Origin of the sequence: Curtobacterium flaccumfaciens pv. betae, assembly GCF_026241855.1 — a bacterium.
GTDB classification, from domain to species: domain Bacteria; phylum Actinomycetota; class Actinomycetes; order Actinomycetales; family Microbacteriaceae; genus Curtobacterium; species Curtobacterium flaccumfaciens.
In genome coordinates this window covers 2,035,163-2,051,510 of record NZ_JAPJDC010000001.1, presented here as the reverse complement: position 1 = coordinate 2,051,510, position 16,348 = coordinate 2,035,163, and the positions used below count along the sequence as shown (strand labels likewise).

General features: G+C 71.8%; 14 protein-coding genes. All 14 read left to right on the top strand.

The window, feature by feature from the left end:
• The first annotated feature begins 108 nt into the window (after nt 1–108).
• Nucleotides 109–1,797 (top strand): ABC1 kinase family protein, encoded by a 1,689-nt coding sequence (locus ORG17_RS09710; protein WP_214526189.1) that lies wholly within the window; start codon nt 109–111, stop codon nt 1,795–1,797.
• A gap of 110 nt (nt 1,798–1,907) precedes the next feature.
• Nucleotides 1,908–2,471 carry an elongation factor P gene (gene efp / locus ORG17_RS09705; RefSeq protein ID WP_027465745.1) on the top strand — a complete coding sequence of 188 codons (564 nt, stop codon included), beginning with the start codon at nt 1,908–1,910 and terminating at the stop codon, nt 2,469–2,471.
• A gap of 11 nt (nt 2,472–2,482) precedes the next feature.
• On the top strand, nt 2,483–2,935 hold the full coding sequence (gene nusB / locus ORG17_RS09700; RefSeq protein WP_027465744.1) for a transcription antitermination factor NusB: 453 nt from the start codon (nt 2,483–2,485) through the stop codon (nt 2,933–2,935).
• Nucleotides 2,936–2,959: 24 nt separating this feature from the next.
• On the top strand, nt 2,960–3,559 hold the full coding sequence (gene pyrR / locus ORG17_RS09695; RefSeq protein WP_250892082.1) for a bifunctional pyr operon transcriptional regulator/uracil phosphoribosyltransferase PyrR: 600 nt from the start codon (nt 2,960–2,962) through the stop codon (nt 3,557–3,559).
• The gene (locus ORG17_RS09690; protein WP_027465742.1) at nt 3,559–4,533 is read left to right on the top strand and encodes an aspartate carbamoyltransferase catalytic subunit; all 975 of its coding nucleotides are present in this window, start codon (nt 3,559–3,561) and stop codon (nt 4,531–4,533) included. Before pyrR ends, ORG17_RS09690 begins: the two co-directional genes overlap by 1 nt.
• Nucleotides 4,530–5,888, top strand: coding sequence for a dihydroorotase (locus ORG17_RS09685; protein ID WP_214526191.1), 1,359 nt, complete (start codon nt 4,530–4,532; stop codon nt 5,886–5,888). The genes ORG17_RS09690 and ORG17_RS09685 overlap by 4 nt, the downstream gene beginning before the upstream one ends.
• Complete coding sequence (locus ORG17_RS09680; RefSeq protein WP_214526192.1) at nt 5,885–6,448, top strand: PH-like domain-containing protein; 564 nt, start codon at nt 5,885–5,887, stop codon at nt 6,446–6,448. Before ORG17_RS09685 ends, ORG17_RS09680 begins: the two co-directional genes overlap by 4 nt.
• Nucleotides 6,445–7,644, top strand: coding sequence for a glutamine-hydrolyzing carbamoyl-phosphate synthase small subunit (gene carA, locus ORG17_RS09675; protein ID WP_214526193.1), 1,200 nt, complete (start codon nt 6,445–6,447; stop codon nt 7,642–7,644). The genes ORG17_RS09680 and carA overlap by 4 nt, the downstream gene beginning before the upstream one ends.
• Complete coding sequence (gene carB / locus ORG17_RS09670; protein WP_214526194.1) at nt 7,644–10,937, top strand: carbamoyl-phosphate synthase large subunit; 3,294 nt, start codon at nt 7,644–7,646, stop codon at nt 10,935–10,937. Before carA ends, carB begins: the two co-directional genes overlap by 1 nt.
• An 11-nt stretch (nt 10,938–10,948) precedes the next feature.
• A complete protein-coding gene (gene pyrF, locus ORG17_RS09665; RefSeq protein WP_301565211.1) occupies nt 10,949–11,833 on the top strand; it encodes an orotidine-5'-phosphate decarboxylase in 885 nt (294 codons plus the stop codon).
• Entirely contained in the window at nt 11,830–12,753 is a 924-nt protein-coding gene (gene gmk / locus ORG17_RS09660) for a guanylate kinase (RefSeq protein WP_232536487.1), read from the top strand. Before pyrF ends, gmk begins: the two co-directional genes overlap by 4 nt.
• Before the next feature lie 27 nt (nt 12,754–12,780).
• A complete protein-coding gene (gene rpoZ, locus ORG17_RS09655; RefSeq protein WP_017887186.1) occupies nt 12,781–13,044 on the top strand; it encodes a DNA-directed RNA polymerase subunit omega in 264 nt (87 codons plus the stop codon).
• 5 nt (nt 13,045–13,049) lie between these two features.
• Nucleotides 13,050–14,261 carry a methionine adenosyltransferase gene (gene metK / locus ORG17_RS09650; protein WP_110858970.1) on the top strand — a complete coding sequence of 404 codons (1,212 nt, stop codon included), beginning with the start codon at nt 13,050–13,052 and terminating at the stop codon, nt 14,259–14,261.
• An 8-nt stretch (nt 14,262–14,269) separates the two neighbouring features.
• Nucleotides 14,270–16,252, top strand: coding sequence for a primosomal protein N' family DNA-binding protein (locus ORG17_RS09645; protein WP_214526195.1), 1,983 nt, complete (start codon nt 14,270–14,272; stop codon nt 16,250–16,252).
• Nucleotides 16,253–16,348: the final 96 nt, after the last annotated feature.

The window sequence follows — 16,348 nt, the reverse complement described above, 5'->3', positions numbered from 1 at the left end:
CTGTGGAAGCCGCGCCGGGCCTCCCGGCTGTGGAGGAGGACGGAGCGACGCGACGGACCGGGCCACCCGCACGCTGCGGACCCAGCACCGGGGAGCAGACTGGCGGGCGTGCCCACCCCACCCCGACTGAGCGACCTCTCCGGCCCGCGCGATGCCGACACCGGCACCCTGCGCTCCCGTGGTCGACGCTTCACCGAACTCCTCTCGATCGCCCGCCGCCACCACCTGGTGCCGTTCCGTCGTCTCGACTTCTCGCACGACCCGGCCACCTCGGACCTGCGTCGCGACCAGGCCGAGCACCTGCGCCGGGCGCTCGAGGAAGCCGGCGGCGGGTTCGTGAAGATGGGCCAGCTGCTCTCCACCCGCGACGACCTGTTGCCCGAGGAGTGGACCGAGGGACTCGCACACCTGCAGCGGAACGTCACGGCGGCGCCGGCGGACGAGGTCCGTGCGCTCCTCGAGCAGGAGCTCGGTGCCCCGGTCGACCAGGTCTTCGCGACCTTCGACCCGGTGCCCGTCGCAGCGGCGTCCATCGCGCAGGTGCACCGCGCCCGGCTGCCCGACGGCACCGCGGTCGCCGTGAAGGTGCAGCGGCCGGGGATCGACGCCGCGGTGCGCCGCGACGTCGACATCGCGCTGCGGGTCGTCCGGTTCATGGCCCGGTGGTCGACCGAGGCGCGGCAGGTCGGGGTGGAGGACATCGCCGGCCAGTACGCGGACGACCTGATCCGGCAGGTCGACTTCGTCTCCGAGCTCCGGAACCTCACGGCGCTGCGTGCGGCCCAGGCCCGCAGCGCGCGTCCGGACGAGGTCCGGTTCCCGGACCCATACCCGGACCTGTCCGGCCGGCGTGTGCTCGTGATGGAGTTCCTGGAGGGCGACACCCTCAGCGCGATCCGCGCCGAGCGTTCCGAGCGCGACCTCGACGCGCCGATGCGCGCGATCCTCCGCGCCTTCCTGCGCCAGGTCGTCTTCGACGGCCTGTACCACGCGGACCTGCACCCGGGGAACGTCCTGGTGCTGCCCGACGGGCCCGCGTTGATCGACTTCGGATCGGTCGGGAGGCTCGACCCGGGTCTCCGGGACACGGTCCAGGACCTGTTGGCCGCCTACCTGCAGGACGACACGTCGCGGATCGCCGATGCGGTCCTGCGGATGGCACCCGTGCGCGATGCGCACGACGAGCCCGACTTCCGTCGGGACATCGCCCGCTTCGTCGCGGACGAGCTCGGCCCGGGTGCGCGCATCGGTGTCGACACCGTGGACGACGCGGTCGAGGTCTTCGGGCGGTACCGGTTGAAGCCGCCGCCGGACTTCGTCGCCGCGGCCCGCGCCCTGGCCATCTTCGAGGGCACCCTCCGCACGCTCGCACCGTCGTTCGACCTGCTCGAGGAGTCCCGCGGACTCGCCCGGGAGCAGATCACCGACCAGCTCCGGCCCGGCAAGCTCCGGGACCTCGCGGCGAAGGAACTGCTCGGCGTCGTGTCGGCGGCCCGACGCCTGCCCCGCCGGGTGGACCGCATCGGGGAGGCGATCGAGACCGGACGGTTCACGGTGAACATCCGGCTCTTCGCGGACAGCCGCGACCGGCAGCTCGTGTCCGGCATGATCCGGCGCATCCTGCTCGTGCTGCTCGGCGCGGGGGCGGGGATCCTTGCGATCGTCTACCTGTCGTTGCCGGCGCGACCGACGGCGGCCCTGTCCACCGGGGTCGCGGGCGGGTTGCTCGGGGGAGCGGCGGTGGTGCTGCTCGGCTGGGCGGCGATCGACGCCTGGCTCGCCCGACGGCGACGCTGACCGCGGCGCGCACCGCTCCGGCCGCCGGGCGGGCGTCCGCTACACTCGTCCGGGGCCGTCCGCGGCCCGAGGACACTTCACAACACGACCGAACGGGACACCGACGACTCATGGCCAGTACCACAGACATCAAGAACGGCGCCGTTCTCATCATCGACGGCCAGCTGTGGTCGGTCGTCGAGTTCCAACACGTCAAGCCGGGCAAGGGCGGCGCGTTCGTCCGCACGAAGCTCAAGAACGTCGTCTCCGGCAAGGTCGTCGACCGCACGTTCAACGCCGGCGCGAAGATCGACACCGCGACCGTCGACCGTCGTGACTACCAGTTCCTCTACGAGGACGGCGACTCCTACGTGTTCATGGACACCGACACGTACGACCAGATCCCGGTCTCCGCGACCGTGGTCGGCGACGCCAAGAACTACCTGCTCGAGTCCGCGATGGTCACCATCGCGATGAACGAGGGCAACCCGCTGTACGTCGAGCTCCCGACGTCGATCGTCACCGAGGTCGAGACCGAGCCCGGCCTGCAGGGCGACCGTTCCTCCGGTGGCACCAAGGACGCGACCATCATCGCGACCGGCCACCGCATCCAGGTCCCGCTGTACCTGGAGAGCGGCACCCTGGTGAAGATCGACACGCGCGACGGCAGCTTCCTCGGCCGCGTCAACTCCTAGGCGCTGACCGTATGAGTGCTCGTTCGAAGGCCCGCAAGCGCGCCCTCGACATGCTGTACGTGGCCGAGGTGCGCGAACTGCCGATCGCGGACGTGCTCGCCACCGAGACGGTCCGGCACCTGGACCAGCCGGAGCGTGCCTCCAGCTGGGACTACGCGCGCCAGATCGTCACCGGCGTCGACGACGCCCGTCACGAGATCGACTCCGTCATCGTCGACCACGCCCAGGGCTGGTCGATCGCCCGGATGCCGGTCCTCGACCGCTGCATCCTGCGGATGGCCGTCTGGGAGCTCCGGTTCAACCCGGAGGTCCCCGACGCCGTCGCCATCGCCGAGGCGGTCGAGCTCGCGCAGTCGCTGTCCACCGAGGACTCGGCGGGCTTCGTCAACGGCGTGCTCGGGGCCGTCGCCGGCGGTCGCGCACCGTCCGGTCGGACGGTCGCAGGAGACCAGGAGTCCCGGTAGGGTTGACCACGTCAGCATCCTTTAATGCCGTCCAGTGAGGCGGGGAAGGGGGTCGACGTGGGAACCAAAACGGTCCTGCAACAGCCCGACATCACGCGTGCCCTGACACGCATCGCGCACGAGATCCTCGAAGCCAACCACGGGGGCTCGGACCTCGTGCTCCTCGGCATCCCGACCCGCGGCGCCGTCCTGGCGGAACGCCTCGGCCGGATCCTGGCCGGCATCGAGCCGGAGTGGTCCTCGGCCGCCGGCGGCATCGGGACGGAGCGTGTCGGCACGCTCGACGTCACCATGCACCGGGACGACCTCGGCCACGGCATCGGTCGCGCGCCGCACCGGACGGTCATCCCCGCCGGCGGCATCGACGGCAAGGTCGTCGTGCTCGTCGACGACGTGCTCTACTCCGGCCGCACCGTCCGTGCCGCGCTCGACGCGCTGCAGGGCATCGGACGGCCGCGTGCCGTCCGGCTCGCCGTGCTCGTCGACCGTGGCCACCGCGAGCTGCCGATCCGTGCGGACCACGTGGGCAAGAACCTGCCGACCGCGTCCGACGAGCGGGTCACGCTGCACCTGGCCGAGACCGACGGCGACGACACCGTGTTCATCGAGCAGGGGGTGGCGTGATGCGGCACCTGCTCTCCACCGCCGACCTGTCCCGCGACCAGGCCGTCCACATCCTCGACGTCGCCGAGGAGATGGCCGAGGTCAACACACGCGAGGTCCGGAAGCTCCCGGCCCTGCGCGGCAAGACCGTGGTGAACCTGTTCTTCGAGGACTCCACGCGCACGCGCATCTCGTTCGAGGCCGCCGCGAAGCGCCTGTCCGCCGACGTCCTGAACTTCGCCGCGAAGGGCTCGAGCGTCTCGAAGGGCGAATCCCTGAAGGACACCGTGCAGACCCTCGGCGCGATGGGCATCGACGGCATCGTCATGCGCCACGGTGCCTCGGGCGCCCCGCGGGTGCTCGCCGACGCCGATTGGATCGACGTCCCCGTGGTCAACGCCGGTGACGGGACCCACGAGCACCCGACGCAGGCGCTGCTCGACGCCTTCACCATGCGCCGCCGACTGCACGGCGCCGGCTCACGCGGCCAGGGCCTCGACGGCGTGCGCGTCCTGATCATCGGCGACGTGCTGCACAGCCGGGTCGCCCGGTCGAACGCGTGGCTGCTCCGCACCCTCGGGGCGAGCGTGACCTTCGCCGCGCCGCCGACGCTGCTGCCCGCCACCCCGACCCCGTTCGGCGCCGCGGTGCACCACGACCTCGACACCGCCCTGGCCGAGGACCCGGACGTCGTCATGACGCTCCGCATCCAGCAGGAACGCATGAACGACGCCTTCTTCCCGAACCCGCGCGAGTACACGCGGCACTGGGGCCTGACGGCGGCGCGCTTCGGGCGGCTGTCCGAGCGCACGCTGATCATGCACCCCGGTCCGATGAACCGCGGGCTCGAGATCGCCGGTGTCGCCGCCGACGACCCCCGCTCGACCGTCGTCGAGCAGGTCGAGAACGGCGTCTCGGTCCGGATGGCCGTCCTCTACCTCGCCCTGACGGGCAGCGCCGGCAACGGCACCGACGCGAAGGAGTCCGCCGCATGACCGCTCACCTGATCCGTGGCGCGCAGCTGGTCGACGGCTCGCGTGCCGACATCCGTCTGGAGGGCGGGCGCATCACCGCGGTCGGGACCGGTCTCGACACGGCCGGCGCCACCACCGTGGACGCGGACGGCCTCATCGCCCTGCCCGGTCTCGTGGACCTCCACACGCACCTGCGCGAGCCCGGCCACGAGGAGTCCGAGACGGTCCTCACCGGGTCGCGTGCCGCGGCTGCCGGCGGGTTCACCGCCGTCAACGCCATGGCGAACTCGAGCCCCGTCGCGGACACCGCCGGGGTCGTCGAGCAGGTCCAGGCCCTCGGGGACGACGCCGGCTACGTGACGGTCCGCCCGATCGGCGCCGTGTCACAAGGGCTGCAGGGCACGCACCTGTCCGAGATCGGCGCGATGGCGACGTCCAGGGCGAAGGTCCGGGTCTTCTCGGACGACGGCTCCTGCGTGGCCGACCCGCTGCTCATGCGCCGCGCACTCGAGTACATCAAGGGCTTCGGCGGGGTGCTCGCGCAGCACGCCCAGGAGCCCCGGCTGACCATCGGCGCGCAGATGAACGAGGGCCGACTGTCCTCGGAGCTCGGCCTCGCCGGCTGGCCCGCCGTCGCGGAAGAGGCGATCATCGCCCGCGACGTCCTGCTCGCCGACCACGTCGGAGCACGCCTGCACGTCTGCCACGTCTCGACGGCCGGCAGCGTCGAGGTGATCCGGTGGGCGAAGTCCCGCGGCATCGACGTCACGGCCGAGGTCACGCCGCACCACCTGGTGCTCACCGAGGACCTCATCGCCGGCCACGACGGTGCCCCCGGGTACGACGCCCGCTACAAGGTGAACCCGCCGCTCCGCGCCCGCGAGGACGTCGAGGCGCTCCGCGCGGCCCTGGCCGACGGCACCATCGACATCGTCGCGACCGACCACGCACCGCACACCGCCGAGGCGAAGTGCTGCGAGTGGCCCGCCGCTGCGAACGGCATGGTCGGCCTCGAGTCCGCGCTGAGCGTGGTGCAGGCCGCGGTGGTCGACGACGGCCGGCTCGACTGGGCCGACGTCGCGCGGGTGCTGTCCGAGGCACCGGCGCGGATCGGCCAGGTCGAGGGGCACGGGCAGCGGATCGCCGCGGGCGCCCCCGCCGAAATCACCCTCTACGACCCGTCGGCCAGTCGCGAGTTCGCGGTCACCGACCTCGCCGGGCAGTCGCAGAACTCGCCGTACCTCGGCATGACGCTGCCGGGCCGGGTCGTCGCCACCTTCCACCAGGGGTACGCGACGGTGCTCGACGGCCAGGTCGTCGACGCGGAGACGATCGCGGCGCACGCCGCGGCGCTCCGGACGGGGGCGCGCGCATGAGCGGCGACGCCCAGCGCTGGCTCCTCGGCGCGGTGATCCTGCTCGCGGTCGCCGCCCTGTTCGTGGCGATGGCGCGCACCTGGCGGACGCGGACCAGGAAGCAGGCGGAAGCCGTGCCTCCGGTCCGGGTACCGGCCGATCTGGCACCTCTGGTCGGGTCGTGGGACGGGTTCACCGTCGCGACGACCCGTGCCGACCAGCCGTTGGAACGCATCACCGCAGGCGGCCTCGGGTTCCGCGGCCGCGGCGGGGTGACGGTCCACGCGACCGGCGTGGTGATGCGCCTCGCCGGCACCGACGACCGCTGGATCGTGCGCGACGCGGTCCGCGGCGCCGACCGCTCCACGTGGGCGATCGACCGAGTGGTCGAACCCGGGGGACTGGTCCGTCTGCGATGGACGGCGACCGGCGCCGCAGGTGCGACGGACCTGGACACCTACTTCCGGTTCCCGGAGGGCGACGCAGCCGCGCTGCACGCCCTGCAGGGACTGACCGAGACCGGGCCGCAGGCGACTGCGGCCGATGCTCCGCGAACCGCGGGCGAAGGGAAGAAAGCATGACACGCGAACGGGCCGTCCTGATCCTCGAAGACGGCACCCGGTACGACGGCTGGGCCTACGGCGCCCGTGGGCGCACGCTCGGTGAGGTGGTCTTCGCGACCGGCATGACCGGCTACCAGGAGACGCTGACCGACCCCTCCTACGCCGGACAGATCGTGGTGCAGACCGCGCCGCACATCGGCAACACGGGCGTGAACGACGAGGACCCCGAGTCCCGTCGCATCTGGGTGGCCGGGTACGTCGTGCGCGACCCCAGTCGCGTGGTGTCGAACCACCGTGCGAACGCCACGCTCGACGACCACCTGGTGCGCGACGGCATCGTCGGTATCTCTGGCATCGACACCCGCGCGCTCACCCGCCGCATCCGTGACGCCGGCGCCATGAAGGGCGGCGTCTTCAGCGGTGCGGACGCGGCACTGCCGGAGTCGGAGCAGCTGGACGCGGTCGTGTCGCAGGCGACGATGGCCGGCGCGAGCTTCTCGGCGGTCGTGTCCACCCCGGAGACCTACGTCGTCCCCGCCGAGGGCGAGCAGATCGGCACCCTGGCCGTGCTCGACCTCGGCGTGAAGGCCTCGACCACCCGGTACCTCGCCGCCCGCGGCTTCGAGGTGCACGTGGTGCCGCAGGACATCTCCGCCCCGGAGCTGGAAGCCCTCGCACCGGACGCCCTGTTCTACTCGAACGGCCCCGGCGACCCCGCCGCGTCGGACGCGCAGGTCGAACTGCTGCAGGACAGCCTGCGCACCGGCCGGCCGTTCTTCGGCATCTGCTTCGGCAACCAGCTGCTCGGCCGCGCGCTCGGCTTCGGCACCTACAAGCTGCCCTTCGGTCACCGCGGCATCAACCAGCCGGTGCTCGACACGACCACGGGCAAGGTCGAGATCACGAGCCAGAACCACGGCTTCGCGGTCGACGCACCCCTCGGCGAGGTCCTCGAGTCCCCGGCCGGGTTCGGTCGGGTCGAGGTCTCGCACTACTCGCTGAACGACAACGTGGTCGAGGGCCTCCGCGCGCTCGACGTGCCGGCGTTCAGCGTGCAGTACCACCCCGAGGCCGCCGCCGGACCGCACGACAGCATGTACCTCTTCGACCGGTTCGCGGACATGGTGCGCGAGCGTCGCGACGGGGAGCCGCTCGACGCGGCCACCGCCGATGCCACGACCCCCGCAGCAGACATCACCAAGGAAGCGAACTGATGCCCAAGCGCGCAGACATCAACTCCGTCCTCGTCATCGGTTCCGGCCCGATCGTCATCGGTCAGGCCGCCGAGTTCGACTACTCCGGCACCCAGGCGTGCCGCGTCCTCCGGGCCGAGGGCGTCCGGGTCATCCTGGTCAACCCGAACCCGGCGACGATCATGACCGACCCCGACTTCGCCGACGCGACCTACATCGAGCCGATCACGAACGCGTCGCTCGAGGAGATCATCCGCATCGAGAAGCCGGATGCCGTCCTGCCGACCCTCGGCGGCCAGACGGCCCTGAACGCGGCCATCGCGCTCGACGAGGCCGGCATCCTCACCAAGCACGGCGTCGAGCTCATCGGTGCCAAGGTCGAGGCGATCCAGCGCGGCGAGGACCGCCAGCTCTTCAAGGAGCTCGTGCTCGAATCGGGCGCCGACGTCGCCCGCAGCCACATCGCGCACACGCTCGAAGAAGCGAAGGAGTTCGCGAAGGACCTCGGGTACCCGCTGGTCGTCCGCCCGTCCTTCACCATGGGCGGCCTCGGCTCGGGCTTCGCCTACAACGAGGCCGAACTCGTCCGCTTCGTCGGCGACGGGCTGCAGTCCAGCCCGACGACCGAGGTCCTGCTCGAGGAGTCCATCCTCGGCTGGAAGGAGTACGAGCTCGAGCTGATGCGCGACAACTACGACAACACCGTCGTCATCTGCTCCATCGAGAACGTCGACCCGGTCGGTGTCCACACCGGTGACTCGATCACGGTCGCCCCCGCGCTGACCCTGACCGACCGCGAGTACCAGAACATGCGGAACATCGGCATCGACATCATCCGTCGCGTCGGTGTCGACACCGGCGGCTGCAACATCCAGTTCGCCGTCGACCCGTCCAACGGCCGCGTCATCGTCATCGAGATGAACCCCCGCGTGTCCCGCTCGTCGGCCCTCGCGTCGAAGGCCACGGGCTTCCCGATCGCCAAGATCGCGGCGAAGCTCGCCATCGGCTACCGGCTCGACGAGATCGAGAACGACATCACGAAGGTCACCCCGGCGAGCTTCGAGCCGACGCTCGACTACGTGGTCGTGAAGACCCCGCGGTTCGCGTTCGAGAAGTTCCCGGCCGCCGACGCCACCCTCACCACGACGATGAAGAGCGTCGGCGAGGCGATGGCCATCGGCCGGAACTACGCCACCGCACTGCAGAAGTCGCTGCGCTCGCTCGAGAAGCGCGGGTCGAGCTTCCACTGGGACACCCCGGCGGCCGAGCTCGACAAGGACGCCCTGCTGACGAAGTCGTCGATCCCGACCGACGGTCGCATCGTGACGGTCCAGCAGGCCCTGGTCGCGGGCGCCACCGCGGACGAGGTCTTCGAGGCCACCAAGATCGACCCCTGGTTCATCGACCAGATCGTGCTCATCAACGAGGTCGCGGACGAGGTCCGGGCCGCCGAGTCCCTCGACGCGGACACCCTGCGCTGGGCGAAGGACCACGGCTTCAGCGACATCCAGATCGCGAGCCTGCGCAGCTCGGACGCGGCACCGGTCTCCGAGCAGCAGGTCCGTGACGAGCGGCACGCCCAGGGCATCCGGCCCGTCTTCAAGACGGTCGACACCTGCGCCGGCGAGTTCCCGGCCCTGACGCCGTACCACTACTCGTCGTACGACACCGAGACCGAGGTCGTCCCGAGCGACCGCAAGAAGGTCGTCATCCTCGGCTCCGGCCCGAACCGCATCGGGCAGGGCGTCGAGTTCGACTACTCCTGCGTGCACGCGTCCTTCGCGCTGAGCGCCGCCGGGTTCGAGACGATCATGATCAACTGCAACCCCGAGACCGTGTCGACCGACTACGACACCTCGGACCGCCTGTACTTCGAGCCCCTGACCGCCGAGGACGTCCTCGAGGTCATCGAGGCCGAGGCCGCGTCCGGCGAGCTCGTCGGTGTCGTCGTGCAGCTCGGTGGTCAGACCGCCCTGGGCCTGGCGAAGCCGCTCGAGGCCGCGGGCATCCCGATCCTCGGCACCAGCCCGACCGCAATCGACTCGGCCGAGGAGCGCGGACAGTTCTCCGCCATCCTCGACGCCGCCGGTCTGCTCGCACCGCGGAACGGCACGGCCCACGACCTGGCGAGCGCGACCACGGTGGCCGAGGAGATCGGGTACCCCGTCCTCGTCCGCCCGTCGTTCGTGCTCGGCGGGCGCGGCATGGAGATCCTGTACGACTCCCCGTCGCTGGCGGACTACTTCGACCGGATGGCCGACCAGGCGATCATCGGCCCGGAGCTCCCGCTGCTGGTCGACCGGTTCCTGGACGACGCCGTCGAGATCGACGTGGACGCGCTCTTCGACGGCGAGCGGCTGTACATCGGCGGCATCATGGAGCACCTCGAAGAGGCCGGCATCCACTCCGGCGACTCGGCGTGCACCCTGCCCCCGGTCGGCCTCGGCCGCGCGGAGATCCAGGGCGTGGTCGACGCGACCGAGAAGATCGCCCGCGGCATCGGCGTGCAGGGCCTGCTCAACGTGCAGTTCGCCATCGGCGCCGGCGTGCTCTACGTCCTCGAGGCGAATCCGCGCGCCAGCCGCACGGTGCCCTTCGTCTCGAAGGCGCTCGGCATCCCGCTGGCCAAGGCCGCGTCCCGCATCATGACCGGCACCACGGTCGCCGAGCTCGTCGCCGAGGGCATGCTGCCCGAGCGTGACGGCGCGTTCGTGCCCGCGCAGTCGCCGGTCGCCGTGAAGGAGGCCGTGCTGCCGTTCCGTCGCTTCCGCACCCGCGAGGGCCAGGTCGTCGACTCGGTGCTCAGCCCCGAGATGCGCTCCACCGGCGAGGTCATGGGCATCGACCGCGACTTCCCGCGGGCGTTCCTCAAGTCGCAGGACGCCGCGTACGGCGGCCTGCCGACCAGCGGCACGGTCTTCGTGAGCGTCGCCGACACCGACAAGCGCGCGATCGTGCTGCCGGTGCACCGCCTGCAGCAGCTCGGCTTCACGATCATCGCGACCGAGGGCACGGCGGAGATCCTCCGCCGCAACGGCATCGAGGTCGGGATCGTCGGCAAGTACAGCCAGGGCGGCGAGAGCGTCGTCGACCTGCTCGCCACGGGCGAGGTCGACATCGTCATCAACACGCCGTCGGGTGCCGCCGGTCGTGCGGACGGGTACGAGATCCGCGCCGCCACGGTGGCGGCGGACAAGCCGCTGTTCACGACGATCGCGCAGATCGGGGCGGCCGTCGCGGCGATCGAGACGATCGGTTCGCCGCTCAACGTCCGCAGCCTGCAGGACTACGCGCGCGAGCGCGCGACCTGGTGACGGCTGCCATCGTGGACACGCCCCGGTCGGGAGGCCCGGCCTCCTTCGGCGACCGCCTCGCGTCCGCCATGGGGGAGCGTTCACCGCTCTGCGTCGGGATCGACCCCCACGCCGCCACCCTGGCGGCGTGGGGGCTCGCCCGCGACGAGCAGGGCCTCACGGCATTCGGCGCGACGCTGGTCGACGCGGCCGCCGGCCGCGCGGCGATCGTGAAGCCGCAGGTCGCCTTCTTCGAGGCGGCGGGGGTTGCGGGCTACCGTGCGCTCGACGCGACGATCCGCCGGGCACGCGATGCGGGCCTCCTGGTCGTCGCCGACGTGAAGCGGGGCGACATCGGGACCACCGGTGACGACTACGCGCTCGCGTGGCTCGACCGCGACGGGCCGTTCGCGGCCGACGCGATGACCGTGTCGCCGTACCTCGGGTACGGCTCGCTCCGGGGCACGATCGACGTCGCGCGCCGGAACGGTGCCGGGGTCTTCGTGCTCGCGGCGACGAGCAACCCCGAGGCCCGGGTGCTGCAGACCGCGGTGCTCGCCGAGGGACCGCGTACCGGCCGGACGGTCGCGGCCGGTATCGTCTTGGACGTGGCAGACGACAACCGGTCCGTGGGCGATCAGGCCCTCGGCGACGTCGGGCTCGTGCTCGGCGCGACCCTTCACCTCGACGACTTCGGCATCGACGCGGACGCGATCGGCACCGCGCCGGTCCTCGCACCGGGCTTCGGTGCCCAGGGCGCTCGCATCGAGGACCTCCGTGCGCTGTACGGCGCGCGTGCCGAGCAGGTGCTCGTGAGCGAGTCGCGCGGCCTGCTGACCGACGGTCCGGACGGTGCCGCGGCGCTCGTCGCCGACCGCGCCGATCGCATCCGCAGCGCACTGGCGGCGGCAGCGTGACCGACGACCACGAGGGCCTGCCCGCCCACCGCACCCCGCCAGAGGTCGACCGCGTCGCCGCGGCGAAGGCCGCCGTGGCCGCGCGACGCGCCCGGGCCGCGGTGAAGGCCGCGATCGCGTCGGGGGAGCGCTCCGCGCTCGACGTCGCCCGTGCTGCGTGGGACGACTCGCTGGTCGAGACGACCTCGGCGGAACGCTCGCTGCGGGTCCGTGACCTGCTGGTGAGCCTGCCGGGCATCGGCCCCGCGCGAGCCGAGGCGATCATGGGGTCCCTGCGGATCGCACCGTCGAAGCGCCTCGGTGGCCTGGGGACCCGGCAGCGCGCGGCCCTGGCCGACTGGCTCGCCGCCCGCGGTCGCAAGCGTGGTGCCTCGAAGCTCGTCGTGCTCGCCGGACCCACCGCGGTCGGCAAGGGCACGGTCAGCGCGCACATCCGACAGCACTACCCGGACGTCAACCTCAGCGTCTCCGCCACCACCCGGAAGCCGCGCCCCGGCGAGGTCGACGGCGTGCACTACTACTTCGTGGACGACGACGAGTTCGACCGCATGATCCGCGACCGCGAGCTGCTCGAGTGGGCGACCGTTCACAACTCGTACCGCTACGGCACCCCGCGCCCGCCGATCGACCGCGCGCTCGACGCCGGCGAGAAGGTCATGCTCGAGATCGACCTGCAGGGCGCCCGGCAGGTCCGCGACGCCATGCCCGAGGCGGTGCTCGTGTTCCTGCTGCCCCCGACGTGGGAGGAACTGGTGCGCCGGCTCATCGGCCGCGGGACCGAATCCGCGGAGGAACAAGCGCGTCGCCTCGAGACCGCGAAGGTCGAGCTGGCCGCCCAGGACGAGTTCGACGTGCGGATCGTGAACTCCGATGTCGGCACCGCGGCACGTGAGGTCGTAGACTTGTTCTCTGCGCCCTGACGGGTGCACTGACTTCGAGGAGACACCATGGCCAACCCCCAGGGCATCATCGACCCGCCCATCGACGACCTGCTCAGCAAAGTCGAGTCGAAGTACGCGCTCGTCATCTTCGCGTCCAAGCGCGCCCGCCAGATCAACGACTACTACGCCGACCTGCACGAGGGCTCGCTCTTCGACAACGTCGGACCGCTCGTCGACTCGACGATCGACGACAAGCCGCTGTCCGTCGCGCTCCACGAGATCAACGAGGACAAGCTCACCGTCACCAAGCAGCAGCAGCCCACCGACTGATCCCGGTGACTGCAGCTGCTCTCCGCCTCTTCACGTCCGAGTCGGTGACCGAGGGGCACCCCGACAAGATCTGCGACCAGATCTCGGACAGCATCCTCGACGCACTGCTCACGGTCGACCCGAACGCGCGCGTCGCCGTCGAGACAATGGTGACCACCGGGCTCGTGCACGTCGCCGGCGAGGTCACGACCTCCGGCTACGTCGAGATCCCCAAGCTCGTCCGTGACGTCATCACCGGGATCGGCTACAACTCGTCGGACGTCTCGTTCGACGGTGCCACCTGTGGTGTCGAGGTCTCGATCGGTGCGCAGTCGCCGGACATCGCGCAGGGTGTGGACGAGTCGCTCGACTCCCGCACCGGTGCGGTCGACCCGCTCGACCGTCAGGGCGCCGGCGACCAGGGCATCATGTTCGGCTTCGCGACGAACGAGACCCCCGAGTACATGCCGGTCGCGATCTGGCTGGCGCACCGCCTGGCCGAGCGCCTGGCCGCGGTCCGGAAGTCGGGCGAGCTGTCGTTCCTGCGCCCGGACGGCAAGACCCAGGTCACCATCGGGTACGACGGCGTCGTGCCGAAGACCGTCGAGACCGTCGTGCTCTCCACGCAGCACTCGCCGAGCGTCACGCTCGACGAGCTCACCGCCGCGATCACCGAGCACGTGATCCGTCCGGTCCTCGACCTGGTCGACCTCGACTCGTCGCACGTCGACGTCATCGTGAACCCGACCGGCCGCTTCGAGATCGGCGGCCCCCAGGGCGACGCCGGGCTCACCGGCCGCAAGGTGATCGTCGACACCTACGGCGGGGCCTCCCGTCACGGTGGCGGCGCGTTCAGCGGCAAGGACCCGTCGAAGGTCGACCGTTCGGCGGCGTACGCGCTGCGCTGGGTCGCCAAGAACGCGGTCGCCGCGGGGCTCGCCGACCGGCTCGAGGTGCAGGTCGCGTACGCGATCGGCCGTGCGAAGCCCGTCGGGCTCTACGTCGAGACCTTCGGCACCGGACACGTCGACGACGCCACGATCGAGGCCGCCATCCGCCAGGTGTTCGACCTGCGTCCGGCCGCGATCATCCGCGACCTCGACCTGCTCCGACCGATCTACGCGCAGACCGCGACCTACGGCCACTTCGGCCGCGAGCTCCCCGGGTTCACGTGGGAGCAGCTCGACCGTGTCGAGGAACTCCGCGCCGCCGCAGGACTCGTCGCCGCGACCGTCTGAAGCACCGCGTGACCACCGTCGCGCGCGTCGTCCTCGACTCGCCGCTCCCGCAGTTGGACCGTCTGTTCGACTACCGGGTACCGGCCGAGCTCGAGGACGACTGCGTCGCGGGGGTCCGCGTCAAGGTGCCGCTGCGCACCGGGGCACGGATGTCCGACGGCTACGTCGTCGAGATCGTCACCGAGGGTGAGTACCCAGGTGAGTTGAGCCAGATCGAGGCCGTCCTGTCCCCGGTGCCCGTCCTGGCGCCGGAGATCTGGACCCTCGCGCGTGCCGTCGCCGACCGGGCCGCGGGGGTCGCCTCCGACGTCCTGCGCCTCGCCGTGCCCCCGCGGCAGGTGCGCGCCGAGAAGGCCTGGCTCGCCCGTGACACCGCGTGGTCGCCGCCGCCGGTGATCGCCCCGCCCGTCACCGGCTACGCCGACGGCGTCCTGGAGGCCGTGGTGACGGAGCACGGACGCGCTGCGGTCGCCGCCGTGCCCCAGCCCGTGGCGATGGGTGACGCGGACGCGCTGGTCTGGGTCCCGGGGTGGGCCGCCACGCTCGCCCAGGCGGCCGCGCACACGGTGGCGGCCGAGCAGTCCGCGGTGATCGCCGTTCCGGACTTCCGCGACGTCATCGACCTCGAGCGTGCCCTGCTCGCCGTGCTGCCGCCGGAGCGGGTGGTGCGCTTCGACGCGAAGCAGACGAACGGGCAGCGCGCGAAGGCACTGCTGCAGGCCCGCACGCACCCGGTGGTCGCGATCGGCAACCGCACGGCGATGTACGCACCGGCGACGGAGCTCGGCCTGATCGCCATGTGGGACGACGGCGACGCCTCGTTCATCGAGCAGCGGGCGCCCTACGTGCACACGCGCGACGTCGCCCTGGTGCGGGCCGCCCAGTCCGGTGCCGCGCTGCTGTTCGTCTCACACGCGCGCAGCACCGATGTGCAGCGCCTGGTCGAGCTGCACTGGCTGCAGGACGTCGCGCCGTACCGCGTGAAGACCCCGAAGGTCATCCCCACCGTGCAGCAGACCGGGGCCGAGGGGTTCGCCGCGCAGGCGCGCATACCGAGCTCTGCGTGGCGTGCCGCGCGCGAGGCCAGCCAGCACGGTGCCGTCCTGGTGCAGGTCGCGAGCCCGGGCTTCGGCACCGGGCTGGTCTGTGCCGAGTGCGGCGAACGCGCGCACTGCCGGGTCTGCGGCGGGCCGCTCGGCAGCCCGCACCGTGGCGCCACGCCCCAGTGCCGCTTCTGCGGCGCGCTGGCCGTCGGGTTCCGCTGCCCGACGTGCGGCAACGGCACCGTGAAGCCGGTCGGTCAGGGAGCGCAACGGACCGCCGACGAACTCGGGCGGGCGTTCCCCGGCACCCGGATCGTCGTCGCCGACGGCTCGCGCCCGCTCGACGAGGTCCCCGCCCGCCCGTCCGTCGTCGTCGCCACCCGTGGGGCCGAGCCGTCGGTGCCGGGGGGCTACGCCTGCGTGCTGCTGCTGGACGGTGAGAAGATGCTCGCCCGCGAGGGGCTGCGCGTGCAGGAGGACGTCCTGCGCTTCTGGACGAACGCGGCGGCGAAGTCGTCTCCCGGGGCCGAGGTGTACCTGGTCGGGATCGGCGGGCGGCTGGCCTCGGCGATGGCCCTGTGGCGACTCGACGGACCCGCGCACGACGAGCTGACGGACCGCCGCGAACTCCACTTCCCGCCGGCGGTCCGGGTGGCGACGATGACCGGTACCGACGAAGCCGTCACCGCGGCGGTCGAAGCGCTCGGCGACGCCGTCGTCGGTCCGGTGCTCGGCCCGGTCCCGGTCGAGGACGACGCCCTGCCCGGCACGGTCCGGGCGATCGTGCGGTTCCCGTACGCACACGGGGCCGAGGTCGCCGCCACGCTCAAGGCCGAGGTCATCCGGCGCTCGTCGACCCGGCGGGTGCTCAAGGGCGGCAACCGCCGACGGGCCGCTCCGACGCTGCGGGTGCGGTTGGACGACGCCGAACCGTTCTCCGAGGTCTGACGCCGTCGGGCCCGGGCGGGCCCGATTGCTGCACGACGCAGAACGACACCGTCGACGTCGTGGGACGTCGGCGGTGTCGTTCGGGGTCTGCCGCCG